This is a genomic window from Rhodococcus sp. JG-3, assembly GCF_000482405.1.
Classification (GTDB): Bacteria; Actinomycetota; Actinomycetes; order Mycobacteriales; family Mycobacteriaceae; genus Rhodococcoides; species Rhodococcoides fascians.
The window spans coordinates 19,309-44,981 of the sequence record NZ_AXVF01000005.1; the positions used below are offsets into that span (position 1 = coordinate 19,309).

30 protein-coding genes are annotated in these 25,673 nt (G+C 65.5%); 24 read left to right on the forward strand and 6 right to left on the reverse strand.

The genetic code is table 11. From position 1 onward, the window contains the following. Window positions 1-170: 170 nt before the first annotated feature. Window positions 171-647: a helix-turn-helix transcriptional regulator gene (locus K414_RS25515; protein WP_027494123.1), complete on the reverse strand. Its 477-nt coding sequence runs from the start codon at window positions 645-647 to the stop codon at window positions 171-173. Between the two features lie 1,156 nt (window positions 648-1,803). Here K414_RS25515 and K414_RS0100115 point away from each other — a divergent pair. From K414_RS0100115 to K414_RS28015, 19 genes are all read left to right on the forward strand, one after another. Beyond that, window positions 1,804-3,012, forward strand: a complete 1,209-nt coding sequence (locus K414_RS0100115; RefSeq protein ID WP_068050844.1) for a hypothetical protein — start codon at window positions 1,804-1,806, stop codon at window positions 3,010-3,012. A gap of 89 nt (window positions 3,013-3,101) precedes the next feature. Then, entirely contained in the window at window positions 3,102-3,950 is an 849-nt protein-coding gene (locus tag K414_RS28750; RefSeq protein WP_051364806.1) for a hypothetical protein, read from the forward strand. A gap of 51 nt (window positions 3,951-4,001) precedes the next feature. After that, complete coding sequence (locus K414_RS0100125; RefSeq protein WP_237606105.1) at window positions 4,002-5,690, forward strand: cutinase family protein; 1,689 nt, start codon at window positions 4,002-4,004, stop codon at window positions 5,688-5,690. A gap of 32 nt (window positions 5,691-5,722) precedes the next feature. Further along, the gene (locus tag K414_RS0100130) at window positions 5,723-6,361 is read left to right on the forward strand and encodes a DUF6668 family protein (protein ID WP_027494127.1); all 639 of its coding nucleotides are present in this window, start codon (window positions 5,723-5,725) and stop codon (window positions 6,359-6,361) included. A gap of 36 nt (window positions 6,362-6,397) precedes the next feature. Beyond that, a complete protein-coding gene (locus K414_RS0100135) occupies window positions 6,398-6,697 on the forward strand; it encodes a hypothetical protein (RefSeq protein ID WP_051364808.1) in 300 nt (99 codons plus the stop codon). After that, window positions 6,694-6,900 carry a hypothetical protein gene (locus K414_RS0100140; protein ID WP_027494129.1) on the forward strand — a complete coding sequence of 69 codons (207 nt, stop codon included), beginning with the start codon at window positions 6,694-6,696 and terminating at the stop codon, window positions 6,898-6,900. The genes K414_RS0100135 and K414_RS0100140 overlap by 4 nt, the downstream gene beginning before the upstream one ends. Next, entirely contained in the window at window positions 6,897-7,166 is a 270-nt protein-coding gene (locus K414_RS0100145; RefSeq protein WP_027494130.1) for a hypothetical protein, read from the forward strand. The genes K414_RS0100140 and K414_RS0100145 overlap by 4 nt, the downstream gene beginning before the upstream one ends. 54 nt (window positions 7,167-7,220) lie before the next feature. Continuing rightward, on the forward strand, window positions 7,221-7,859 hold the full coding sequence (locus K414_RS0100150) for a hypothetical protein (RefSeq protein WP_027494131.1): 639 nt from the start codon (window positions 7,221-7,223) through the stop codon (window positions 7,857-7,859). After that, window positions 7,856-8,692, forward strand: coding sequence for a hypothetical protein (locus K414_RS0100155; protein WP_027494132.1), 837 nt, complete (start codon window positions 7,856-7,858; stop codon window positions 8,690-8,692). Before K414_RS0100150 ends, K414_RS0100155 begins: the two co-directional genes overlap by 4 nt. Beyond that, complete coding sequence (locus K414_RS0100160) at window positions 8,689-10,251, forward strand: hypothetical protein (protein WP_152530317.1); 1,563 nt, start codon at window positions 8,689-8,691, stop codon at window positions 10,249-10,251. Before K414_RS0100155 ends, K414_RS0100160 begins: the two co-directional genes overlap by 4 nt. Further along, on the forward strand, window positions 10,248-11,753 hold the full coding sequence (locus K414_RS0100165; protein WP_027494134.1) for an SCO6880 family protein: 1,506 nt from the start codon (window positions 10,248-10,250) through the stop codon (window positions 11,751-11,753). The genes K414_RS0100160 and K414_RS0100165 overlap by 4 nt, the downstream gene beginning before the upstream one ends. Before the next feature lie 54 nt (window positions 11,754-11,807). Continuing rightward, window positions 11,808-13,652 carry an ATP/GTP-binding protein gene (locus K414_RS25525; RefSeq protein WP_051364810.1) on the forward strand — a complete coding sequence of 615 codons (1,845 nt, stop codon included), beginning with the start codon at window positions 11,808-11,810 and terminating at the stop codon, window positions 13,650-13,652. Continuing rightward, on the forward strand, window positions 13,652-14,017 hold the full coding sequence (locus K414_RS0100175; protein WP_027494135.1) for a hypothetical protein: 366 nt from the start codon (window positions 13,652-13,654) through the stop codon (window positions 14,015-14,017). Before K414_RS25525 ends, K414_RS0100175 begins: the two co-directional genes overlap by 1 nt. Further along, window positions 14,014-15,645, forward strand: coding sequence for a M23 family metallopeptidase (locus K414_RS0100180; RefSeq protein WP_027494136.1), 1,632 nt, complete (start codon window positions 14,014-14,016; stop codon window positions 15,643-15,645). The genes K414_RS0100175 and K414_RS0100180 overlap by 4 nt, the downstream gene beginning before the upstream one ends. Window positions 15,646-15,683: 38 nt before the next feature. Beyond that, window positions 15,684-15,965 (forward strand): hypothetical protein, encoded by a 282-nt coding sequence (locus K414_RS0100185; RefSeq protein WP_027494137.1) that lies wholly within the window; start codon window positions 15,684-15,686, stop codon window positions 15,963-15,965. After that, entirely contained in the window at window positions 15,955-16,083 is a 129-nt protein-coding gene (locus tag K414_RS29725) for a hypothetical protein (RefSeq protein WP_255283980.1), read from the forward strand. The genes K414_RS0100185 and K414_RS29725 overlap by 11 nt, the downstream gene beginning before the upstream one ends. 75 nt (window positions 16,084-16,158) lie before the next feature. After that, window positions 16,159-16,299: a hypothetical protein gene (locus tag K414_RS29020; RefSeq protein ID WP_155290488.1), complete on the forward strand. Its 141-nt coding sequence runs from the start codon at window positions 16,159-16,161 to the stop codon at window positions 16,297-16,299. Then, on the forward strand, window positions 16,296-16,844 hold the full coding sequence (locus K414_RS0100200; RefSeq protein ID WP_027494138.1) for a hypothetical protein: 549 nt from the start codon (window positions 16,296-16,298) through the stop codon (window positions 16,842-16,844). Before K414_RS29020 ends, K414_RS0100200 begins: the two co-directional genes overlap by 4 nt. A 49-nt stretch (window positions 16,845-16,893) precedes the next feature. Beyond that, a complete protein-coding gene (locus K414_RS28015) occupies window positions 16,894-17,370 on the forward strand; it encodes a hypothetical protein (RefSeq protein WP_139278503.1) in 477 nt (158 codons plus the stop codon). A gap of 78 nt (window positions 17,371-17,448) precedes the next feature. Here K414_RS28015 and K414_RS25535 read toward each other — a convergent pair whose 3' ends face one another. The 3 genes from K414_RS25535 to ligD all read right to left on the reverse strand — a co-directional run bounded on the left by K414_RS25535 (window position 17,449) and on the right by ligD (window position 19,247). Beyond that, window positions 17,449-17,820 (reverse strand): hypothetical protein, encoded by a 372-nt coding sequence (locus K414_RS25535; RefSeq protein WP_032407509.1) that lies wholly within the window; start codon window positions 17,818-17,820, stop codon window positions 17,449-17,451. A gap of 41 nt (window positions 17,821-17,861) precedes the next feature. Beyond that, window positions 17,862-18,230, reverse strand: a complete 369-nt coding sequence (locus tag K414_RS0100215; RefSeq protein WP_027494139.1) for an Lsr2 family protein — start codon at window positions 18,228-18,230, stop codon at window positions 17,862-17,864. Window positions 18,231-18,320: 90 nt separating this feature from the next. Then, window positions 18,321-19,247: a non-homologous end-joining DNA ligase gene (gene ligD / locus K414_RS0100220; protein WP_155290487.1), complete on the reverse strand. Its 927-nt coding sequence runs from the start codon at window positions 19,245-19,247 to the stop codon at window positions 18,321-18,323. Window positions 19,248-19,347: 100 nt separating this feature from the next. Between ligD and K414_RS0100225 the strand changes: the two genes are divergently transcribed. The 5 genes from K414_RS0100225 to K414_RS0100245 all read left to right on the forward strand — a co-directional run bounded on the left by K414_RS0100225 (window position 19,348) and on the right by K414_RS0100245 (window position 24,378). Further along, window positions 19,348-20,505 (forward strand): site-specific integrase, encoded by a 1,158-nt coding sequence (locus K414_RS0100225; RefSeq protein ID WP_202595033.1) that lies wholly within the window; start codon window positions 19,348-19,350, stop codon window positions 20,503-20,505. A gap of 3 nt (window positions 20,506-20,508) precedes the next feature. Beyond that, the gene (locus K414_RS0100230) at window positions 20,509-20,841 is read left to right on the forward strand and encodes a helix-turn-helix transcriptional regulator (protein WP_027494142.1); all 333 of its coding nucleotides are present in this window, start codon (window positions 20,509-20,511) and stop codon (window positions 20,839-20,841) included. Window positions 20,842-20,912: 71 nt separating this feature from the next. Next, window positions 20,913-21,773: a site-specific integrase gene (locus K414_RS25540; protein ID WP_152530318.1), complete on the forward strand. Its 861-nt coding sequence runs from the start codon at window positions 20,913-20,915 to the stop codon at window positions 21,771-21,773. 156 nt (window positions 21,774-21,929) lie between these two features. Continuing rightward, window positions 21,930-22,160, forward strand: coding sequence for a heavy-metal-associated domain-containing protein (locus K414_RS0100240; protein ID WP_027494143.1), 231 nt, complete (start codon window positions 21,930-21,932; stop codon window positions 22,158-22,160). A gap of 34 nt (window positions 22,161-22,194) precedes the next feature. Further along, a complete protein-coding gene (locus K414_RS0100245) occupies window positions 22,195-24,378 on the forward strand; it encodes a heavy metal translocating P-type ATPase (RefSeq protein ID WP_027494144.1) in 2,184 nt (727 codons plus the stop codon). Window positions 24,379-24,482: 104 nt separating this feature from the next. Here the strand turns inward: K414_RS0100245 and K414_RS0100250 are convergent, their stop codons facing one another. Together K414_RS0100250 and K414_RS0100255 are read right to left on the reverse strand one after the other, a co-directional pair. Next, window positions 24,483-25,109, reverse strand: a complete 627-nt coding sequence (locus tag K414_RS0100250) for a DUF305 domain-containing protein (RefSeq protein ID WP_027494145.1) — start codon at window positions 25,107-25,109, stop codon at window positions 24,483-24,485. Window positions 25,110-25,194: 85 nt separating this feature from the next. Further along, complete coding sequence (locus K414_RS0100255) at window positions 25,195-25,617, reverse strand: DUF6153 family protein (RefSeq protein WP_027494146.1); 423 nt, start codon at window positions 25,615-25,617, stop codon at window positions 25,195-25,197. Window positions 25,618-25,673 lie beyond the last annotated feature (56 nt).

The following is a 25,673-nucleotide window of genomic DNA, read 5'->3' on the forward strand; positions in this document are numbered from 1 at the left end:
TGTCGCTACGAACCCGTCTAATTTGCAAAAATTTTGCTTCTAAGTTGCTCTGTTTTCGATCGCCGGTACATACTGCACTCATGCCGACGCCCGCCGCGCCACCCTTACCGTCGCTGCGGTTCACGACGTCGACTCAACGACGTTGCCGATTCAGGAACTGGCGAGCCTCGTCACGCTTGAACGCCAGCCGGCCGGTCTCGCGCACGCTCGTAACTGCGAACGAGCTCATCGATCCCGATCTCGAGCGCCGCAGCAAGGCGGCGAGCATTCTCATCGGTCAACTTCACCTCGCCGCGCTCGATACGGGCAATCATCGACGTACTGATACCCACCTGCTGGCCCAGCTGCGGCTGCGTAAGCCCGAGAAGGACGCGCCAATCTCCAGGGAAGCGCTGATCCCTGGGTACGTCGACAAGCTCACTGATGGGCAGGCCGAGGGTCTTCGCAACAAGGGCCAGGGTGTCGACCTGAGGACTCCGGGTGCCGGATTCCCATTGCTGGACGGTGGCACCTCCGAGCCCGGACTTTCGTGCGAGATCCGCCCGGCTCATGCCTCTACTTTCACGCAGCGACGTCAGCCGTGCCGGGTCGAACCCCCGCAAGACGCGTCGACTCACTGTCGCATTCCGTTCATTGCTAGACACCATGCCGCACCTCCACTAAGGTCTAATCTGTGCATGACCTTAAACGATGCAAATGTCGTGATAGGTCGAACCGTTTTATTGACCTGGAGGACAGGCAGTTACCCTCCACCGTCGCAAACGTGGAGGTGGCGATGCCCCTGATCGAAAGAGGGGCAGAAGCAAAGTAAGAGAAACCCCGGGTGCGCAAGTGATTGGCGTCCGAACGCCCCGGGGTCCCGTATCTGCGAATGACAACTGCGCCTGAACACACGGCACCCGCAGGCCTACCAGCCTAGGTGCACAGCGCAGTCCACACGACTGGAGCACCTATGACATCGCTGCTGAAACCTCAACCGTTACGATTTCGACCCGCCCCCATGCCCCCTCACGGCTACACAGAGTCGACTCCGTGCGCCTCCCTCACCACGGTCGCCGGCATCGGCCTCGTCGCGTGCTCACTCGACGGTGGGCACGACCGCGATCGGCCTCACCAAGAGATCGACGAATCCACGGGCCAGATCCTGACACAGTGGCCATCTCGATCGAGCCAATTCAAACAGCCGAACTTTTCTGACCTCCAGCACGTCGCCTGACGAGCCTAATGCTTGAAATCGGCACCTGCCCAACAAGTGCCGGTTTCAGGACGTGGTGGCCTGGCCCCACCGCCCGGGGCCAGGCCGCCACGTTTCACCACGAGTGACTGGGAGCTCGATCTGCACATCTACGCCAGCTCAAGCTCCTTGCCACGAAGAAAAATCCTGAGATGGAGCCCGGCATGTTTCCTGTTGAGGCTGCCCCTCACTCTCATCTGGTGACCCGGCACGAGGGTCGTACGGTAACGCTTCACTCATCATGTGCCGAACCGCACGAACCTGCCGGTTGTTGACCCAATCACTCGCTACCAGAAAGGAATACGCAGCTTCCTCGGCTTGTCTCGCAAACTTCGCTTCTAGCTCGGCCTGCTGGGCTGACAGCTCGTGGATGCCAGCGTGCAACGGACGCCCGCTGGCATCCACTCCCAAGGCATCACCCGCCGTCCGCGCTGAGGGATCACCCGAAGGCTGACCCTCGTTTTCGGTCGTTCCCCAGCGCGGACAGTGGTGGTTCCACCATCAACCACTCCTGTCACACATCACCCAATACCGCTGCATCACAGCGGCTTACGAAAGGCACACCACTCATGTCTCCTCAGCAAGGAATCGGTGGGCGTCACCGCCGCCGCAGGGACCGGGCTCTCGTTCTCACTGCCGTTCCCGTGGCCGTCGCCCTCGCGTGGGGCACCGCGACCGCACACGCAGCACCACAGGACTTCGTGACCGCACCCGACACCGCACAGTCCGGAACCACCGACACCACCCCCGTCGCGCCGCCGCCCGCGCCGACCCAGGAACGCCAGTTCCTGCCCGGCTACCAGGCCTCACCCCAGGTGCAGCAGACCGAATGGCGTAGCTACAACGACTACCGGTCCGGCAACCAGCAGTCGTCGTACCAGAACACCTACTATGAGCCTGCGCCCGCCCCCGCGCCGCAGGCCGCACCGACCGACGCACCGCCCGCCCTGCAAGCGGCCCCGCCGACCCCGCCGCCGGTTCCGACCGTGCAGCGCAAGGTCATTGCGCCGATCGACGCACCCGAGGGCTATGTCCTCGTCGGCGGCGAACTCGTGCCGTACGACCCGAACCTGCTCGATCCGAACTTGGTAGAGCAGTTCAACAACACCGGAGCCGCTATTCAGGCCGACGGTGGAAACTGGCTCGTGGACAACGGATTCGCCGACGCGTCCCGCGCGGACCGTATCGCTGCGGGCACCATCACCGGCGTCGTCGCCGGTGGCGCGGCCGGCCTCGCCGCATCCGCCGTCCCGGCCGCAGTCATCACCGGTACCGCCGCTGCGATCGGCGGCGGACTCGGCGTCGCTGCCACCACCGGCACCGGAGCCATCGTCTGGGGCGGACCGGTCGGCTGGGTCTTCATCCCCGGCGCAGCAGCACTCGCCGGAGCAGGCGTCGGCGCAGCCCTGTCGGCACCGATCGTTGTCGGTCTGACCGGTGCAGGCGCTGCGATCGGTGGCGTCCTCGGTGCCACCGTCCTCGGCGGTGAGCAGCAGATCATCGAAGAGCCCGCCCCGCTCCCGGCACGCGAGGCCGTCCCGGCACCCCCGGCCCCGCCGGTCACCGCCGCGCCGCTGGCACTGGATGCCCCCAGCGTTCAGAGCGCCGTCGACGCCCCGGTGTGGACCGAACCGGCCTTCGAGCAGGCCACGCAGTTCACCTCGACAGTGCTCGAGCAGCCCGCTGTGGCTGACACCGTCGCCGCGGTGAGCACTGCCGTCGCACCGGTTCTCGACCAGGCGAACGCTGCCCTGGCAGGCCTGAACCTCGCGATCTGATCTCCGGGTGCAGCCCGACCACCGGTGGGCGGGCTGTATCCGAAGGTTCGATCCCGTTCCTGCACTTCGACACTCGGAAAGGCCCTGTTGTGGCACCTCGAGAGACCCCCGACGACAGCTCCGATGATTGGTTCGCCGACCCTGTCGTCGCCGACACAGAGACTGCCGCTGCAGCGTCCGAGCGCAGACTGACCGTCCTGACCGACCAGCACCACACCGACGTCGATCCCGACGACGACTGGTTCGCTGGCGACTCTGCGGAGGACATGGGCTCCGCCCGGCCAGCGGATGGATACAGCTCCTTCGACGAACGGACCTCTCTACTTCGCGCTGGAGGCCCCTACACCGCGCAAACGCCGCCCCCACGGTCGTGGTGGCGACGCCACCGCGCCGCTGTCGCCGTCACGATTGCCCTCACGGTCCTGGTCGGAGGAGGCTTGGGAGCAGCTCTGGTCCTCACCGGTGTCGGTGACGAACCGCAGGCCCCTGCCGCTCTGCTTCCCGCCGACATCGTCACCACCACAACCCTTCCCACATCGGCGGCCCCCGCTGCCGCCGGTGCCGCCGCCGCCGATGTCACCTGGTGCAAGGGCCAAGCCGACGGTGACCCGGTCACCGAAGACAGTGACGACCCTGGCGCGGTGGCGATCTGGCGGTTCGAGAAGGCCTTTTACTTCGACCGCGACGGTGCCGCAGCCCGCGCAGCAGGTGCACCGGACGCGGTGATGGCGTCCGCGCAGAGACTCCAGCAGGGGATCGACCAGCTCGAACCCGACATCGAGTTCTGTGTCCTGGCCGACCCGATCGACGCCGGGATCTACGACGTCACCGTCGTCGAACGCGGACCCGGCATCGACGGCCGCATGAGCCGCCAACGGATCACCACCACCGAGCAGCAGGACGGCACAACGCTCATCTCCGCCATCGTCCCGCGCTGACCCCTTATGACCAGGCACATCCGCTGGACCCCACCGAAGAAGAGAGAAACCGTGCACACATCCATCGACCAGGTTCGCCGCCTCACTCCGCGCCTGCTCGCCGCCACCGCAGCGATGACGGTCGCGGTCTCCGCCAGCGGCGTCGCGGCCGCGCAGCCCTCCGCCACTCCCACCCCGTCAGGATCGACGACCACCAGCCAATCCAGCACCGACGGCAACTGCCCGGTACTGCATCTCGTCGTCGTCCCCGGCACCACCGAGATCGACGAGAACTCCTCACCCGACACCGATTCGGGCTTCTTCTCCCGCCTGACCGTCCCGGCGATGCGTGATGCGAACTCCGGCGACGGACCCGCTCTCGAACGCAGCTACGTCCCGTACCCGGCGAGTTTCGGCGGCAAGCCCGGCGATCGCTCCGCCGTTCCCTACGCCCAGTCCGTCGACATCGGCGTCGAGAACACCACCAAGATGATCTCCGACATCGCCGCACGCTGCCCCGGCACCAAAGTCTTCCTCTCCGGCTACTCCCAGGGCGGCGAGGTCGCCTCCCAGGTCACCCGTGACATCGGGGCAGGAACCGGCCCCGTCGACGCCGACCACTTCGCCGGCGCAGCATTGTTCTCCGACCCCACCCGCGCCGAAGGTGAAGACGTCATCGCCGGCGGCGGCTCCACCCCCGCCCCGGCACCGGGAACGAGCGGTGCAGCAGTGGACACCGTCCAACTCGCCCCGGCCGTCGCCGCAGCCGCCCCCGCAGGCGGCGGTATCGCACCGACACCGAAAATCGCCGGATTCGGCGCAGTCTCCGACCGGGTCGCCTCGTACTGCACCGCAGGCGATCTCGCGTGCGACACCCCCATCGACGCCCCCGCCGCCAAGCTGGTGGCATCCATCGCCGGACAGTCCTCGATGGACACCCGCGACCCCGTCCGGATCCTCACCGACGTCTCCACCGCCGTCGGACGCACCGCCCTGATGACCGGCGCGTCGGTGATCAACGACAACATCGACTTCGACTCCAAGGCAGGCCGATTCGAGGTCAACTCGTCCTCGGAAACAGTGCTGTCGAAGATGGCGAAGTACTCCGACCCGTCCGCAACCTCGACCGACGAGATGATCGACGAAGCGGTCGGTGCGGTCACCAAGATCGCCGGTATGGCCATCGGGGCGGCGATCACCGTCGCCAAGGACGTCATCACCCCCGAAACGATCGGCCAGCTCGCCACCGTCGGCCTGACCAACCCACCCGCAGCCCTCGGCATACTCGCCACCAAAGTGCTGTCCTCAGCGGTCAAGCTCGTACCCCCGGCGACCATCGACTCGGCCGTCGACGTCGCGTTCAAGGAAGTGTCGAACACCATCGACGAGAACGCCGGTCTCGCGCAGCTCGTCACCGACACCTCGTACTGGAACACCGCCACCAAACACGGCTCCTACGACAGCGTTCCGGTCGGATCCAAAGGTGAGACCCCCGTCGAGCTGACCGTGCGGTGGATCGTCGCACTCGCCGCCGACCTGACCGGCGATCAGAGCCTCGCAGACAAGGTCGGGGCAGTGATCAAACAAGGCGCGGCCTTGTTCGCCACCACCGACACCGTCCGCAGTGCCGGCAGCATCCTCGCCGCCCACGCCACCGTCGGAACCACCGGAACCGCAACGACGACCTCAGCGGCCACCACGACGACCCCCTCTGTTTCTGCCGCTGTGCCGACCACCGTCTCACCAACCACCACTCGGTGACCGAGAACGCCGGAGAAGGAGGTGCGCCCGAGATGGCCGCACAACCAGCTGAGCACCATGACTATTACCGAGACGACGACGTGTCGGTCACCCCGGCCGGGCTGCGGATACCGCCGCCCGAACGCCGAGCACCGATTCACGACGACCCGGTTGCAGTCCACGGTCGCCCGCCCGTGATGTGGCTCCTCGCCGCTCACGGGCGCTCCGGCGCAGGCACACTCGCTCAGATCTGGGCCCCGGCGGGCGATGCTCGCCGGGGCTGGCCCGCAGCCGACCGGCACCGCAACGTCGTGGTCGTGTGCCGTACGGACCGGGCCGGCCTTGACGCTGCCCACGACCTTCTCCTGCAAGCTCAGGCCGGCCTCGTCGGCGACTGCACTCTCCTCGGACTGGTCCTTGTTCCCGACGCCCCCGGCCCACTCCCCAAGACCCTGCGCCGATGGGCGGACGTCGTCGCCTCCGCAGCACCAGCTGTGTGGCGAGTCCCGTACGTCGAGGATCTGCGCACCCACAGACAGAACGAACTCGCGATCTGGACCCCCACCGAACCTGACCCACCCCCACCAGGGCGGATGCGAGCCCCCGCCCCCTCTACGACCAGCCCACACCACGAACTCGCCGCGATCGGGCGGGAGATCTTCACCGCCGCCCGCAATGCGTCAGGCCACTGAACCGCACCCTCTCAACCAACACCCAAGGAGAACACCATGATTGCCAGCCTCACCGCATCGACGACCACATTCCTCGCGCAGAACATCGGCGACGTCAGCCCCCAAGCACCGGACGGCCCCACCGGGGACAAGATCTTGACCCTGCTGTCCTGGCTGATGTGGGGATGCATCATCGCTGCCGTCGCCGGAATCATGATCTGCGGCGCGATGCTCGCGTACGAGAAAATCTCCGGTGGCGGCCAAGGCGGCAACGCGACCGGCAAACTCGTCGGCGGACTGTTCGGGTCCATCGTCATCGGTGGTGCCGCAGGCCTGGTCAACATGCTCGTCCTATGACCATCGTGAACTGGACTCTGTGGGGTCTGATCATCGCCTCGATTGTCGGAGTCATGGTCGGCGGCGGTGAGCTTGCGTACGACCAATTCAGGGGCCGCTGGTGTCAGGCCAACCAGCGGGCCACCGGACTGCTGTATGCGTCGATATTGCTCGGATTCGTTGCTGGAGTGGCGAATACAGTGGTCACGGCGGCGATGACATGAACATCGACGTGCTCGCGCAACCACCGACCTCACCGGTCGAGTGGCCCGACGAGGTGTGGCAGCCGGTCATGACGGGCCTGTCGTGGCTGCTCTGGTTCGCCATCGTCACCTGCATCGCAGCACTGTTCGTGTGCGGGGCGGTGTTCGTCAACCAACGCAAATCCACCGGAACACAGATGGTCGAGGACGCCACCCTGGCCCGAATCCTCATCTGTGCCGCCATCATCGGATCCGCATCCGGGATCGCCCAAGCCGTACTCGCCTGAGAACACCGAAATTCCCTGCGCCCGAACTGCATCGACCTGAAAGGCCCTCCTCTGATGACCGTCTCCCGCACACTCCGGATCGCCGCGACAGCGGCGACCGTCCTCGCACTCGCTGCGTGCGGATCCGGCAACGACGACACACCCGCCGCTGCCCCGGATCCGGCACCGGATCTGCGTTCCGCTCCGGCCGAGCTGACCTGGCGCGAGGTCGCAGGGGTATCGGTGCCCACCTCACGGGTCGACGGGCCCCTCGCTGGAACATCGGTGAACCGCAGCGGATATGCACAGACCCCACAAGGTGCTGTCCTGGCCGCGATCAACGGGCAGACCGCACTCGCCGTCGCCGACGACCGCGCGTGGCCGGAAGTAGTCAACACCGTGACCGCACCCGGGCCCGGTCGCGACGAGTTCGCGGCCGCACGCGCCGCCGTCACCGTCTCCGGATCCGTACCCGCCGACGCTGCACCGAAGTTCGTCGGGTTCGAGGTCACCGACTACTCCAATGATCCGCTCTCGGCGGGGGTGTCGGTGGCACAAACCATCGGGACCGGAACCGAGTTGTTTTCCTATCCTGTCGCGCTGCAATGGATCAGCGGCGATTGGCGGATCGTGCTACCCACTTCCGAGGAAAACATCGACGCCGTCGAGATCGACAACCTCGACGGCTACACCACATTGGAGCGCACCCCATGAACCGTCGGCTACGTACCGTCCTGATAACCGTTGCTGCGATCGTCGTCATCGCCATCGTCGGCGCGATCGTGTTCATCATCCCCAACATGAACGACGACACCCCGCTGACCACCGCTGGCCCACCGCCGACGACAGCAGCACCTGCAACCGGTGACACCGACCTCGACACCGGCGCGGAAGGCTTCGGTGTTCCCGACGCGGACCTGTCCGGACGCACTGTGATGGTCCCGAATAACCCTGCGGGTCAACCACTGCCACAGCGAGAACCGACCGGGCCGCGAGTCGAATGCACCAACGACGGCCGACCGGTGACGTCCCCGGAGTCGATGATGATCCAACGCAACTTCGGTGTCTCGACCCTGTACTCCGAGACGGATGGGCCGTCGTACATCGACGGCCTGGTCCTCGCCGGATACACCCGCACCCCGCAAGGCGCGGCACTGGCCGCCGCAAACTTCCTACCCCGCGGACTCGCGGGCGGACCTGTGGCTGTCGAATCCACGGAGAAGCTCACCCTGATACCCGACGAGAAGATCGGTACCCAGGAGAAGAAAGAAGCAGAACTCGCGAAACCGGTCAACACCGAGACTGTGGCATTGCGGGCACCCATGGCGTTCAAGATTCTCTCCTGCACGGACAGTTTCGCCGTCGTCGAGCTCGCCCAGATCCGCGATGTCGATGACGCCGGTAGACGGATGCAGAACCCGACCTACACAGGACTGCGCCTGAATATGGCGTGGGATGGTGGCACCTGGAAGGTCAGCAAACTCGACGGTGCCACTACTGGCGGCCCGTACAGCTCGCTCGATGGTTTCACCCGGTGGGCACTGTGACCCGCACAGCGGCCTTGGCCGCCCGCGCTGTCGTCATTGCACTGCTCTCACTGATCGCGGTCGTCGGGGCCAGCGGACTCGCACACGCCCAAGATCCGACACCGGCACCCGCACCGAATCTGACCGAGCAGATCAACCCCGACGCCGACGGCAACGACTTCCAGCAACAACGCCGCGAGTGCGTCGCCGAAGGCTCGCCGGTCCTCGGTGACGGTTGGCTCAACGATGCGCTCGAGGGAACCGCGGTCGGTGGCTTCATGGACGAGGCACTGTGCCTGGACAACGCGTTCAGTGATCACCCCGGTGACGCGTTCTCTACCGCTGTCGACTCCGCAGTCTCGACATTCTGGGGTGACCCGGTCGGGGACTTCGCCAAATCGGTGATGGAAGGCAACACCCAAGCATTCCGGTCGGTGATGACGTTCTGGATGTCCTCTGGCATACCCGGATTGGCCGCAGAAAACGCCATGTCGGGTCTGCGGAACCTCATCTCCGGGTTCACCGTCGTCGCCTTGTTCGCCTCCATCATCATTGCGATGATCAAGCTCGCGATCGCCCGCAAACAAGCGGTGATGGAAGGAGCCACCGAGACCGCGACCATGCTGGTCCGCACCGTCGTCACTGTGTCACTGCTGCCGATCCTGGTGTTGATGTTCCACCAAGGCGGAGACATCGCCTCGGCATACGCGCTGGAAAAGTTCGTCGGCGGCGATCTGAACGAGAAGATCACCGCCATCACGGCATTCGACGACAAGACCGGTCTCGGCCCGATCCTGGCGCTCGCGTGCGCTGGGTTCGCGTTCCTCGGGTCGGTCGCCCAATTGATCGCACTGTTGATCCGTGAGGCGGTGCTGTGTGTCGTCGTCGCCGTCATCCCGCTCGCTGCTGCAGCGTCGGCCACCGGAACCGGGCGTAGCTCCTACAAGTCGATGATCGCCTTCACTCTCGGCGCGTTGCTGTTCAAGCCGGTCGCGACGCTGCTGTACCTGTTCGCGTTCTGGGCGTCGTCGGCGTCGAGCTCGGACCAAATCGCGACGGTCATCATCGGGTCCGTCCTCCTGGCGATCATCGGGTTCTCTCTTCCGACCCTGATCAAGATCGTCGCTCCCGCAGCGGACACCATCTCCGCCGGTGGCCGCGAAGTCGGTCAGCTCGGCGCAGCAGGTGGGGCGGTGATGGGTGCCGGCGGCACGGCTGCATCACGTGCCCTCGGCTCGGTCGCGAACTCCGTCGGCGGATCTTCGGGTGGCGGCAAGGGCGGGTCTTCGGGTGCGGCCGGTACCGGCGCACGTTCGTCCCCCGGTTTCCAGGGCCGCTACAACGGTGGATCGAGTCCCTCGCACGCGGGCGCATCGTCTGGGCCGATGGGCGCAGCCCGCAGAGTCGGAACGGCCGCTGCATCGGCCGGCCGCACCGGTACCTCGGCAACCCTGCGCGGAGCGGCAGGGGCACTCAAAGCCGCGGGCACAGTCGGCCGCACCGCGGGCTCGGTCTCGACCACTCTCGGCTCGGCCGCTGAAGGCGCAGTCGGCAACTACCACGGACGGATTCAACGATGAGCGCGCAGCTCGAGGCCCCGTACGAGCCGCCGATCTATTCGGCAGGCAACCGGCCGCAGAGCACGTTCGCGTTCGGGCTGCCGACGAAGGTCATTGCCTACGGTGCAGGGTTTTTCGCGGCCTCGTTCGCGGTTCTGATCTTCGTCCACGTCGTCGTCGGACTGGCTCTGATGGGTGTCGGTGCGCTCGTCCTCACCCCTCTGGTCATCGCCCCGAACGGCCGAACCCTCTACGAGACAGGACAACTGAGAATGCAATGGCTGCGGCGTAAGCACATCGACAAGTCCACGGAGTACCACGCCGGACCGCACTCGAGGATCCCCGGTGGCCGCTACAAACTCCCCGGCCTGCTCGCCCGCACCAAGGTCTACATGGGAATCGATCGACACGGCAACGAGTTCGGGATGATCCACAACCCCGACGATCACCGCTACACCGTCGTCTTCGACGCCCTCCCCGGCGGTGACGAAGCAATCGTTCAGCGCGACAAGGATCTCTACACCGCCGACTGGGGTGTCTACCTCGCCGATCTCGGCCTGCCCGGCGACATCGTCGGCGCGGTGGTGGTGGTGGAGAACATTCCCGCCACCGGGCTGCGGCTGGCGCGGCGAGCAGAACACGAACTCGTCGACGCCGCACCGCCGTTGGCGGCGACGTTCGTCCAGCAGTCCGCCGTCCGGATGCCGTCCGGTCGCCACCGCACCCTCGCGCGGTTGTCGATCACCTTCCGCGCCACCACCAAAGAGCGGCAGAAGGACCCCGAGGAGATGGCCACCGAGCTGGCCCGTCGTCTGCCGGATCTGTACGAGTCACTCTCCGGTGCCGGGATCGATGCCCAGCCGATGACCGCCGCCGAGATCACCGCGGCCGTGCACCGCTCCTACAACCCGTCGACCGAGAACGACTTCGAGGAACTCGAGATCTCCGGCGAAGAGCACGGTGTCGACTGGGACGACGCCGGACCGGGACGTGCGAAGACCGAGTGGGGTCACTACCGCCACGACGGTGGCGTCTCGGTCGTCTGGGAGATGGCCGCGCCTCCGGAATCGGTGTTCACAGACACCGTCCTCAAACCGTTGCTGCAGCCGCACGACGACCTCCCGCGCAAGCGCCTCACTCTCGTCTACCGCCCCTACACCGCCGGGGACGCCGCGAAGAAGGTCGACAAGCAGCACCGAGACGCGCTGCACGCGATCAATTCTCGCGGCAACAAGATCACCTCCGCCGGGTCGGAGAAGCGCCACGAGATCGCCGAGCAGGCACGCCGGGAAATGGTCTCCGGAGCCGGATACGAACGCTATTCGGCGCTGCTGACGATCACCGTCGGCTCGGTCGACGAGATCGCCAACGCCGCCGCCGTCACCGAATCACTCGCTGCCCGCTCCCGGCTGCGGCTGCGCCGCGCGTTCGCCTTCCAGGATGCCGCGTTCGTCGCCGGTCTCGGTGTGGGTGTGCTGCTGCCCGATCAGATCTCGACCTCGATCCTGGTGCGCCGCAGCTAGACGCTGTTCGCCCACACCGGCCCATACCCCTGCGTGAGAAAGAGACTCCCGACGATGACCATGACCGCCGACCGACCCGACTCGGGATACAGCGATGGCGACCTGCACTTCGAGACCGACACTGCGCAGCCGTCGGCGTTCGTCCGCTGGATCATCGGCGACACCGACTACGCCGCGCTCGCCGCAGCCGTCGCGACCGGTGACGCCGAAGAGCCCTACAAGCTCTCGCGACGCGGCATCGGCCTGACTCGGTGGCGCAACGAGAACCCGGTCAGCAACCAAGCCTTCATTCAAGAGGCCGCCTCGGACCAGTTGTGGCGGGAGTCGTTGTCCTCGACCACACGCGGGCTCAAGGGTGCCGGTGGTGGCCGAATGGCCACCGTCCCGGCCCCGATCGAGTACGAAGCGACCTCGGTGCAGATGTGCGGGCTCAACCCGTGGGCGATCGGCGCGGCCGCGCCCTCGTCGGGGACCATCGTCGGTCAGCACGCCATCACCGGCAACGCCGTCTCGTGCGATCCGTTCGCGTACTTCCGCGACAAGCTCATCGGAAACCCCTCGATGTTCGTCCTGTCCCTGCCAGGCCTGGGGAAGTCGACGCTGATCCGCAAGATCCTCCTCGGGGCGTGCGGATGGGGACAGACCCCCATCGTCGCCGGCGACATCAAAGGCGAATACGTCAAGCTCACCCGCCTGCTCGGCGGGCAGGTGATCACCCTCGGGCACGGCGGCGGGCACCTCAACCCGCTCGCCGCCGGGGCCCTCGGGCAGGCCGTCGTCCGCGCGATCGCCGCCCGCGACGAAGCCACCGACCCAGCCCGGATCGCCGAGCTCGACGAGCTGATCGACGTCGCCACCATCACCATCTCCACCCGTCAGATCAACGCCGTCTGCGCCTTGGTCGAGCTGATCCGCTACGACACCCACTCGGTGAAGGCCTTCGAGAATTCCTTGATCGGGATCGCGCTGCGCGAGCTGTACGCCGACGGCGGATTCTCCTACACCCACCCGCCGCTGCTCAAAGACCTCTACGCCCGCATCGACGCCGGATCACCGGCCATGCTCCAAGCGGCGTACAAGACCGATCGTGACGGCTACCGCGAGGCCATCACCGAACTGATGCAGGCCCTCGGCGCACTGACCTCAGGGCCACTCGGGGACATCTTCGCCGACCACACCACCGAACCGATCGACCTCGACGCACCGATGATCTGCATCGACGTCTCCTCCCTCGACCGCGGCGACACCACCCTCAAAGCGGCCGTGATGCTCTCCTGCTGGGCCGACGCCTACGGCACCGTGGAAGCGGCGCACCTGCTCGCCGACGCAGGCCTGGACCGTCAACGCCTGTTCCTGATGGCCCTCGACGAGCTGTGGCAGGTCATCGGTGCCGGACCGGGCATGGTCGCCCGCGTCAACGAGATCACCCGCCTCAACCGCACCGACGCGACCGGGCTGCTGATGATCACCCACACCGGCCGCGACCTCGAAACCCTGCCCACCGAAGCCGATATCAAAACCGCGAAGGGCTTCATCGACCGCGCCGGCATGGTCGTGTGCGGCGGCCTGCCGATCGGTGAGGTCGAGCGCCTCTCGGGGGAGCTGAAGTTCACCGACGCCGAAGCGGGCATGGTCACCTCCTGGTCACGAGGGGCAGCGCTACGCGGATCCGAACGCCGCACCGTCCGCAACCCGATCGGCCGCGGGAAGTTCCTGATCAAGGTCGCCAAGGACAACACCCCCGGCATCCCCATCCAGACCATCCTCACCGACGTCGAATACGACACCGGAGTCCACGACACCAACGCCCGCTTCGCGGAGTACTTCGCCGGCCAGCACCACGAACTCGACGGTGCAGATGCCTACGGCAACGACTCCGAACTGGTCGGTGCGCGGTGATGCGCGCCGACGATCCCCGCGATCATCGGCGAGCCGAGTTCCCCGCCGAGACCCGGCAATGGGTATTGACCGAGTACGAGAAGTCTCGCCAGAACTACGCCTCGCGCGCCGAATGTGTTGCAGTCCTTGCTCGAGCGATCGGAGCGCACGAGAACACCGTGACACGGTGGGTCAAGGACAAGTTCGGATCCTCCCGGTCCCCGGCGTCCGATGACGTCGCCGCGAAGCTACGGGCGGCCGAAGCCGAGATCGGGCGGCTCCGCAGCGAGAACCGCACTCTCACCGAACGACTCGCCGCCTGCTCGCCGCGCTCGATCACCACCCAATCCTACGGCTCGCACTCGTTCGGGGCGGCTGCGCTGTGAAGAAGGGCGGCGCGATCGCGCTGAGCGTGGTGCTCGCACTGTCGCTGTTCGTGGTCCTGTTCGTCACCACCGGCGTCCGAGAAGAAGTACCCACCAACTGCATTCCCGGGAAAGGTATCTCCGCGGCTGCTGGTGGTGTTCCGGCCGGGTCCTTCTCCAAGCCGATGAAGACCTCCGAAGCACAGCTGACGAGCCCGTTCGGGTCACGGTGGGGAACGATGCACAAGGGCATCGACCTCGCCGGTCCCGTCGGCACACCGATCTACGCCTACGCCGACGGCACCGTCACGCAAGCCGGACCCGCCGACGGGTTCGGGATGTGGATCGTCCTCGAACACAACATCAACGGCCAGATCGTCTCCACCGTCTACGGGCACATGTTCCCCGACGGTGTCCTGGTCAAGCCTGGCGAGCACGTCACCGCCGGTCAGCACATCGCCGACGAAGGCAACAACGGCGACACCACCGGCGCGCACCTGCACTTCGAGTACCACACCGGCCCCTGGTCACCCGACAACGCGATCGACCCGCAGCCGTTCTACGAAGCCGCCGCCGAACCCGGCAGCGGACAGACCGGTCAGAGTCCACTGCCGACGCCGTCGACGACCGCACCGACCTCGCCCGCCCCGAACGGCGGCACCGCGGAAATGGCAGCGCTGCCCGCCAATGTCGGCTCCGAAGAGCACTTCCAGGTCGACACCGTCCGCGTCGCCCGCGCCATCCACGCCAAGTTCCCGCAGATCACCACCATCGGCGGGTGGCGAGCCGACGGCGGCGGATTCGACGACCACCCCTCCGGCCGCGCAGCCGACATCATGATCGACAACTGGTCCTCCGAGGAAGGAAAAGCACTCGGCGACCAGGTCAAGGACTACCTGTGGGCGAACCGCGACTACCTCCAGATCGAATACATGATCTGGCGACAGGAATACATCCCCTCCCAAGGTGAACCGAACACCATGGAGGACAGGGGATCTCCCACCCAGAACCACTTCGACCACGTCCACGTCACCACCGTCGGCCACGGCGCACCGGCACCCGGCCAGACCTACGGGCCCGTCCCCGGCGGCGGCGGATCCGCACCGAAAGCCACAGGCAACTGCACCACCGCACCCGGTGCCGGTCTCGGTGATCACGCGAACCTCGCCGCCGGCCAGATCCCTCCCGAGTTCGAGCCGTGGCTCGCCCTCTCGGCCGCTCAGTGCCGCGAGCTCTCACCCGCGATCCTCGCCGCTCAGCTCAAACAGGAATCCGGCTTCACACCGGGCCTGACCAGCCCGGCCGGGGCCGAAGGGTATGCGCAATTCCTCCCCGGAACGTGGGCGTCGTTCGGTTTCCCCGTCGACGATCAGGGCGTCGTCACCGGGGCAGCGGGGGAGGGGGATCCCAACGACATCGGCGACGCCGTCATGGCGCAGGGCCGCTACAACTGCTCGGTCGCAGACACCCTACGACCGGGTATCGAATCCGGTGCCATCACCGGCGATCCCGTCGAACTGATGCTCGCCGGATACAACGCCGGCCCCGGAGCGGTCCAACAGTTCGGCGGCATCCCGCCCTACTCGGAGACCCAGAACTACGTCACCACCATCACCGCCACCGCATCCGATTACGACCTGGCTCGATAGCCCTCACCGACCACGCACGACCGAAGGAGACAACGGCCATGGCCACCAGCACACCCCACCGCACGGCATACGAATTGGGACCCCACGACGTGCACCGAGCGCTCGTCGCGCTCGGCGTGACCGCAGTCGTCATCTGGCTGGCCTGGTCCGTTCCCGTAGCGAATTGGGTCCTACCGTCCGCAGACACCATCGAAGAGAACGCCGGCCGCCTCGAAGCAACAGAGGACGCCCTCGGCCAGGGATGGTGGGCGATCATCGTGGTCACCATCCCTGGCTATCGGGAGTGTGTTGGCGGTCGGAATCGACTACATGCGGGGTAGGAACTGGACGGTCACCGCCCTGAAGAAAGCAATCGCTGTGGCATCGACTCTCCTGGCGATGTGGGCGATCTGGACTGTCAGCGTGTTCGCCGCTGCGGGAGTCAACATCCTCGGATAGAGCAACCGCCGACCCGCGCAGATGTGTCGGTACCCGTTGCGACACTGACCATCATCGAATCGAAGGAGCACAGACATGGCACACATCCTCGACCGCACCGACACCCACGGACCCGTCACCGGCTGGCTCGAAGTCATCGCCAAAGCCGCTGCACTGGGACAAATTTCCGACACCGATCCAGCCGATGCACTCGATTCCCAGGAACGCTCGAGATGAACCGCACAGCGACAATCGTTCTCGCGTGCTTCGGCATCGTCGGCGCGGTGACCATAGCCGCCGCAATCGTGTTCTTCTCACGTGGTTCGGACACACCCCCGCGTGCGGGCACCGACGCCGGAATTGCCATCGACCCCTCGGCCACGGACCCGGCCGGAGTAGCAACGTCCGTCATGTCCGGTGTGTACACATGGCAACCAGCAGTACAGGATTCACCGTGGGAAGCCCTGCACGAGCAGCGAGACAACCTCACAGGGCCGATGGCCACCGCGGCCGCAGCACGCCCGATTCCAGCGCCGCAACCGATGTCGGAGTGGTCCGCGTGGTCCCGCAGCAGCGACATCGTCACCGCAATCACCACACTCGACGGCGAGCCCTCCATAGGCACCGGCAAAGCCACTGTCCCAGTTGTGATCTCGCAGACCGTGCAGCACACCAGCGGCGAGATCACCCCGTACACCGCATACACGGCCACCGTCGACCTCGAACGCACGAACCACGGTTGGAAAGTCGCGAACTACCGCCTGGACAACGCCAGCCGGTAGAGGTGCCGGCAGACACCATCAACCGCGAGCGCAGAAGACGAGGGTACCCATGGGCCACGACAGAAACGCCACACCAGAGAAGATCGAACAAGGAGAGACCACAATGTCGGATACCAGGATCCCCGACGACGCCAAAGACCCTGCCCGTGATGAACAACCAGGTCCAACCAACGAGGCGGACCCGCACTACGGCCACGAAGACTGGGCCCCCGGACCCACCGGCCGCTGGTTCACAGCTACCGAGCTGATCGACTGGGGGTACAAGCCTGAGGCGTTAAGACGCCTTTTCGGCCCCCACGTCGAGGGACCAGACGAAATTCAAGGCTGGCTCATCGACCACGTCCAACACATCGAAGAAACCGTCATCTACCGTGCCGTAGAGCTCCTCGAAAGCACCTTTCAGCCTGACCGCCTGCGAAAGATGATTCCCGCCCCGCCCGACGCAGACCAAGATCTATCGGACGCCGAAGTAGCCGCCATGGTCGATGCGCTTCCACCTACGGTGACAGCGACCGCCTCGAATTAGCGCGATGACACAGAAGGTGCGCACGAACTCGCCACACCAGTCCGCGAGAGCAGCAAGAAAGCAATTGAACAGCTGATCTCAGAAGAACGCGAGCTGTGCCTCGTCGACGCGACGACGAGCTGCACGCACTCTGCGTGATCGGGGCACCGAATCGGCGAGGGGCGGCGAAGCAACCGGGGGAGCGGAGCCGACTGTGCCGAGGCCGGCACCTGCTCGTCGTACCAATTCGGCGCGAATCCGAGAGCGTTCGCGTTCACGGGCGCGGCCGGTCTCCGTATTGCGGATGCTCCACTCCGACTCCCACGCAGCCGACCCTGGTGTCGGCGCGGCCAACGCCCGGTCGGTCAACCGATCGAGTAGTTGATCGAGCCTGTCGATCAGAACCTCGGCGAGCTCGTCGAGCACGTTATTGGGCACCGCAGCCGCGTCGACGGACTCGCACTCGCTCACACGCGACACTGTAGGGCCGACCACCGACAGGGTCGCGGTACTCAGTGGGCTGAGTTGTACGCCTCTTCGATCGCAGCGGGGATCCGACCGCGATCGCTGATCTCGTAACCCTCGTCGGCCGCCCACTGCCGGATCGCGCGTGTCTGCGCCGGATCACGCATGGCCGGTGTCCCGGTCTTCGCGGGCGTCGCCGCGCCGGCGGGGGAGGGCTTACGCTTGCGGCCACCGACCCGCGTCGAATGCTCGATGTAGTAGTCGAGCTTCCTGTGAAACTCGTTGGCGTTCTTCGCTTTCAGGTCGATCACATACTCGACACCGTTGACCGCGAATTCGATCGTTTCGCCGGATTCGTCGTCGATGACCGACCCGTCGATATCGTCCACCAATTGGGTTGTCACTCGTTTGGCCACAGCCGAAAAACCTTTCGATCACACACAATGCCTACGGACTCGGATACCCGGCCAGCGTAACCAACGAATGTGGCGATGAGCTGCACCCTTTCAAGTCACGACATCGCGGGGAGCGATATCGGATCGGATTCCTTTGAATGCGGGATGCCGTAAACGCCCCGTTGCCGATTGTTCGCGATATTCCACGGTCACCACCAATTCCGGTGCCACCCACGACACCCCGACCGTGTCGGCGCGCGGAACCGGACCGTGCAGCGCACTGTCCGAACGAGTGCGATCAGCAAGCGCGCTCCGCAGCTCCCGGCGCATCCGATCAGTGAAACCCGTTCCCACACGACCGATGTAGACCAACTCGCCCGCCTCGTCGTACGCTCCGAGGAGCAGCGCCGCCAGTGTCCCGCCAGCGCGGCCGCCCGTCGGAACCCATCCGCAAATCACGCCTTCGCGTGTGTTCCGGATCGGTACCTTGATCCACGACGGCGACCGGATCCCCGATCGGTACACCGACTCAGCCTTCTTCGCCACGACCCCCTCGATACCGTTGTCGGCGGCAATGCCCATCAACGTCTCGCCGTCGATTCCCGTCATAGTCGGCGGCACCTGCACTCGCCGCCCGTCTGCCACGCCGAGACCCTCGAGCAGCGCACGGCGCTGCGTGTAGGGAAGCGTCCGGACCGATTCGCCGTCGACGTCGAGGACATCGAAGACGAAATACGTCACCGGGGTCGACCGCAGCAACGCCGCCGACGGCCGCGCGACATGCATTCGGCGTTGCAGCAACCCGAAATCGGGCCGACCGCCCGAATCCAGGGCCACCAACTCACCGTCAAGGATCATCGATCGCCCCGCCGTCGTATCCGACAACGCCGACGCCACATCCGGGAACGAGGCGGATATGTCGTTTCCGTTGCGCGAGAACAGCTTCACCCGCGATGCGCCGTCGACAACGCTGACCCCACGTTGGCCACTGGAGTCCGCACGGGTTCGATCGGCTGCCAGGAACCGGTGTAAGCCCAGGTTCCCTGGTCAGAGCAACGATTCTTCTTCATTCCGTGGTCGCTCAAATTTCATCAGTTACTCGTAGATTCTGCGAGTTCCTCGCATAAGTTCACTGTTCGTGTCAGATTTCGCTACTCGTCGGCAGCAGCGCATCGCTGCCGACGGCGCATCGAGTGCCGCGCGGGTCGGCAGCGGGGAACTTGCGGACGTCGAATCGCTGCAGCGGCTGGCGTCGGCGTCAGGGGACGACGAACACGACTTCTTCCGTAACACGCTGGTCGAATACGGATGGGCCAGAGATGTGGCGGGTCTGAGCCCCGCGACGCTGCAGAGAATCATGTATCCCGTGATCGAGATATGCGATTACTTCGATTGCGTGCCATGGCGATTGACCCAGCAGCAGTTCGATCAGTACTTCGCCGGTCCCGGCAAACGCAGTCACGCGACCATCCGGAAAAAGACAGTTCAGATCGACAACTACTACCGATTCCTCGAGCACCGCTACGCTGGCGAGCTGCTCCGAGCGTTCGGCGTCGGTGTCGAGTCACCGGTCGACCCGTTCAACCGGCCGAGACACAGGGGTGATTTCGCGCTGCGGATTCCTCCCACTCGACGAGCGATGACAGCGTTCTTCGCCGACTGGAGAGACGCCCTGCCACGCTCTCGCAAGTACCACGTGAGCGCACGCGACTACACCATGGCGAAGATTGCGTACTTGTCCGGTGTGCGGGCGTCGGAGCTGTGTGCGGTGAAGATCGGCGACATCCATTGGGAAGCGGGACAGTGGGGCCGCTTCGTCGTCGTGGGTAAGGGCGCTCGCGGATCAGGTCCACGCGAACGGCAAGCGTTTCTCTTCGAAGAGGGGAGAGAGCTGCTGTGGTGGTATCTCGAACAGATCCGGGGCGAGTTCAGCGACGACCCGACCGACGCGGGCGCACCGTTGTGGCCATCGGAACGCTTGCCGACCGCCGTCGCGGCGCTCAACCTCGCCGTTGCACCCGCGATTCAGCCCTCGACTTTCCGCCGCAATCTCAAAGCTGCGTCGCACCTTCATCTGAACGGCCCGGTGCGCGAGCTCTACCCCCATCTGCTGCGTCACGCCTGCGCCACCCACAACTACCAACAAGGCATGCCCTTGTGGGATGTGCAGAAGATGCTCGGCCACGAATGGGCAAGCACCACTGTGGGCTATCTGGCGTCGGCCGGAGCCGACCCGGAACGGTCCGTCATCGAGTCGACACAACGCGCCGTGCGGCGCTTGAGTACGGAGAATTAGAAGATGAAATGGAACCTGCGCATGGTCGCGGCGCAACGCGACATCTGGCGTCCGACGCAGCTACTCAAAGCATTCGAGCAGGTCGACTTCCACCCGTCACTGAGCAAGACTGCGGCCCTGTGGTCTTCGGCGCCGATCACGATCCGACTCGATGACCTGGACAAGATCTGTGCGGCGTTGAACTGCACTGTCGGTGATCTGATGCTGGCGGAAGCTGTTCACGACGCGGATCTCGACGCAGCTCCAGCACGCGCAATCGGCGATCGGTCGGGCCCGGCCGCACCCGCTACCGGGACCAGGAAGCGCGGAGCCCGCCGCGTCCCACCTCCCAACTGATGTCGGAACGAAACCCTGCCGATGGGGTGGCGGCACGCAATGCCGCCCGGCACACCGAGCGCACCATACGGATGATCGAGCAAACACCCGCGCAGTTCCGCGACGACGTGCAGGCGTGGGTCACTGCGCTGGGCGGCCGCGGTCGACGTAAATCCAGACCGCTGACGGAAGTGACCATTGCCCTCTATCTCAATTTCGCGCAACCGGTCTTGCACGAATGGGCTGAGACACACCAAAGCCTGCGATCTGTCGAAACTGTCGACATCGAGCGCGCTCTCAGCCGTCACTCAGGGCAGTCGAGACACAACGTGCACACGGCCCTGAGGTCGCTCTTCCGCGGACTCAAACGCGAACGTCGCATCTTCGCCGACCCTGCCCGAGAGGTCGCTGGTCGGTACACCCGCAGGATCCTCAGACCGTTACGATCCGATCGCGTACATGGGCTCTTCGATCAGCTGACCAGGCCCGATGACCGGGTGATTCTGGCGCTCGTCGCGGTCCACGCGCTGACGATCGAAGAGGTCATCGGCTTCCGACTCGACCATCTCGACCGTTCGGCAGGACGAGCAACCGTCACCCGGCCACACACCCGCCACACGTTCTGGTTGGACGAGTTCACCGCCGAGGTGCTCCGCGACTGGCTGATCTACCGTCAGCTGCGGTGGCCGACCAGCACGAATCCGTACTTGCTGATCACCCGGATAACTGCGCCTACCGCACTGCCGGGCAGTCGCCACTACATCACCCGCCCATTCCGTGACCTCGGCATCACCGCCCGCGAACTGCGTGTCGATCGCATCCTCGACGAGGCCGCCCACAGTGGCGACCCAGTTGCCCTGATGACCGTGTTCGGTATCGGCACCACCACAGCGGTCCGCTATGTCAGGACCGCGCACCCAGGCCGATTCGACGTAGACCCCACCGCACCATGACTCGATCCGAAGTTCGGCCAACGGACTGGTCTTCGCCGCAGGTTCGTAAGCCACTCGACGCAGCCAACGGCCTTCCGAAACATACGGGGAGGGGGTATGGTCGACATGTCATCGAGATACCCCCAGGGGGTATCTAAGCAGCCAGAGGAGCGCGACATGATCACCACGGTTTACAAAGTCACGGGCATGACCTGCGGTCACTGCGAAGCGGCAGTCCGGGAGGAAGTAAGCACCGTTGCAGGAGTCGACACGGTCGAGGCATCTGCAGCTGCGGGAACTCTGACGGTGACAAGTGCTGACGTGCCCGACCACGCCGGTGTCATCGCAGCTGTCCGCGAGGCTGGATACACAGTCGAACCGCAACCCAAAGATTCGCGCACCGCGTAACCGCTGAACCTGGTGGAGAGAAGGATTTCCCGCGATGAACAACCACACACATGCCGACGCTGGCGGAGCCGAGACAGCGGGCACGCTGCCGGGCCACGATGCATCCGAACACAGCGCAGCCCACTCCGGCCATGGCGAGAAGGAACACGAAGGCCATACCGGTCACGAAGGCCATACCGGTCACGGTGGCCACGCCGGTCATGGGGACCACGTCGGCATGTTCCGTCGTCTGTTCTGGATCATGCTGGTCCTCGCCCTTCCGGTGATCGTTGCCTCGAACATGTTCGCGATGCTCCTCGGATACTCACTGCCCGACTCATCGTGGATCGCCTGGATCTCCCCGGTGCTCGGAACGGTGATGTATGCCTGGGGCGGTTCCCCGTTCCTCTCCGGAGCAGTCAGCGAAATCCGTTCACGTGCACCGGGAATGATGCTGCTCATCGCCCTCGCGATCACCGTCGCATTCGTCGCGTCGATGGGAGCAAGCCTCGGCCTGCTCGATCATCAGCTCGACTTCTGGTGGGAACTGGCCCTGCTGATCGTGATCATGCTGCTCGGGCACTGGATCGAAATGCGATCCCTCGCTCAGACCACCTCCGCCCTGGACTCGTTGGCAGCACTGCTCCCGGACACCGCCGAACGCGTCGACGGCGACGACGTGGTGCCGGTGCCCCCGGCCGAGCTGCAGCTCGGTGATCTCGTCGTCGTCCGCCCCGGCGGACGCGTACCCGCGGACGGCACCATCGTCTCCGGATCGGCGAGCATGGACGAATCGATGATCACCGGCGAATCACGCACCGTCCGCCGCAGCGACGGCGACCAAGTCGTCGCCGGCACTGTCGCCACCGACTCCGGTCTCCGCATCCAGGTCACCGCAGTAGGGGAGGACACCGCCCTCGCCGGCATCGGCCGCCTGGTCGCCGACGCCCAGAACTCGACCTCGCGCGCTCAGCGCATCGCCGACACCGCCGCTGGCTGGCTGTTCTGGTTCGCTCTCGGTGCCGCGATCATCACCGCTGCGGTGTGGACTCTGGTCGGGATGCCCGACGACGCCGTCATCCGCACCATCACCGTGCTGGTCATCGCCTGCCCGCACGCACTCGGACTGGCGATTCCGCTGGTGGTCTCCATCGCCACCGAACGCGCCGCCCGCGGCGGTGTTCTGGTCAAGGACCGGCTCGCACTCGAAACCATGCGCACGGTGGACACCGTGCTGTTCGACAAGACCGGGACCCTCACCAAGGGTGAACCCACCGTCACCGCAGTCGAGGTGACCGGCGGGCGCACCGCCGACAACGTTCTCGCGCTGGCCGCTGCCGCAGAAGCAGATTCCGAACATCCACTCGCCCGTGCCATCGTCGAGGCCGCACGCGCGCGGAACCTGACGGTCCCGGCTGCAGCCGGCTTTCAGTCGTCCCCCGCCGTCGGGGTCGCAGCCGACGTCGACGGCGTCCGGATCCAGGTCGGCGGGCCGGCACTGCTCGAGCAGGAACACGGATCCGAACTCGCTGTCGCCGACCGGTGGCGCGGGGACGGGGCGATCATCCTGCACGTCCTCGCCGACGGGGCCGTGATCGGTGCCCTCGCGCTCGCCGATGAGATCCGGTCCGAGTCACGCACTGCGGTAGACGCGCTGCACGCGCGAGGAATCGCGGTCGTGATGATCACCGGTGATGCCGACGCCGTCGCGAAGTCCGTCGCCACCGAGCTCGGTGTGGACCGCTACTTCGCCGGGGTGAAACCGGAAGACAAGTCGCACAACGTCGCTGAACTCCAGAGCGAAGGCCGTACGGTGGCGATGGTCGGCGACGGAGTCAACGACGCCCCGGCTCTGGCGCAGGCCGATGTCGGTATCGCGATCGGGGCCGGCACCGACGTCGCAATCGCATCGGCCGGAGTGATCCTCGCCAGCGACGACCCGAGGTCGGTGTTGTCGGTGATCGAACTCTCGCGCGCCTCGTACCGAAAGATGAAGCAAAACCTCTGGTGGGCAGCGGGATACAACCTCATCTCGGTTCCGCTCGCGGCAGGAGTGCTCGCGCCGGTCGGGTTCGTGCTGCCGATGTCGATCGGCGCGATCCTGATGTCGCTGTCGACGATCATCGTCGCTGCGAACGCACAATTACTGCGTCGACTCGACCTCACACCCGACACCATCACCGGAGCGGTGAACGAGGGGAGTTCCAACCCTCCGTCGCAGCGCACACCGTCACTGTGAGAGCTGATCTCGTACCGGGAACGCAGCCCTGACGACTGCGAAACGCTGATGGCCGCACCCTCTCCGCCGGAGAGGATGCGGCCATCGTTGTGTGGCGGGCCGGGTCAGCCGAGCAGCCGCTGCATGGTCTCGATTTCCTGCTGCTGAGTGGCGACGATGGCGCGTGCCATCTCCAGGGCGTCAGGATTGGAACCGTCCGCGATTTCGGTGTTGGCCATCTCGATGGCACCGGTGTGGTGGGCGATCATCATCGTCAACCACTGGCGGTCGAATTCCGGTCCCGACGCTGCCATCAACGCGTCCATGTCCTGAGCGGTCATCATGCCGCTGCCAGAGCTGTGGTCCATCCCGCCCATGTCACTCATGTCCATGTCGGGCATGGGCTGGCCCCACTCGGTCAGCCATGCCGTCATCTGGTCCATCTCGGGCTGCTGTGCGCCGGCGATCGCCGATGCCAGCGACAGCACCTCCGGGTTGTCGGTGCGGCCGTTCGCCATGTCGGCCATCTCGACTGCTTGGGCGTGATGCGGATACATCATCTGCGCGAACATCACGTCGGCATCGTTGAACTCTGCGGACGCGCTTGCTTGGGCCGAGGACATCGGTGCCGAGGACATCGATCCCATCGCATGGCCGTCCATCGACGAATCGGCCGCGTTGTCGCTACAGCCGACGACGAGGAACGCGCTCGCGGCGGCAGCAGCGATCGAGGCAATGACTTTGGTACGCATGAGGAAACTCCTTGCAAGAGTGGGTAGTGCAGAGAATTGGATGTCGTTCGATCCGCCGACAGACACGCGTCTGCCGGGCTCCCTGTCACACTCGCAAGGTCACCGATCTGTCCAACTCCCACAACGTCCACGGCGGCGCACGCTCAAGCGTGGAGTCGGCCCGTCCAATGATCCGGTTCACCGATGTCGGCGCCAGGTCGAGGGCTGCGCTCATCGCCGGGACCGTCAGCGCGGGCCACGACACCGTCGTGCCGACGCAGGGATGCATCATCTGGTGCCCCGACGGGCAGTCATGTTCCCCGGTCATCACCGGAACCGTGGCGTCCGTGTGGGACGGTGCTGCGAACGAGGCATGGCCGCCGCTCATCGATGTGGACATCGAGCCGGTCACGGGCATCGACATCGGTGTCACCGAATGCATCAACAGGACACCGAACACCGTCAGTGCAATCAGTAAAGCTGCCGTCGGAGCTGTGCCCCGTCGACCGTGCCGATTCACTGAGTGCATGCGGCCGATGATACCAACATATACCCCCTGGGGGTACGCCTGTCTCGTCGCGTTCG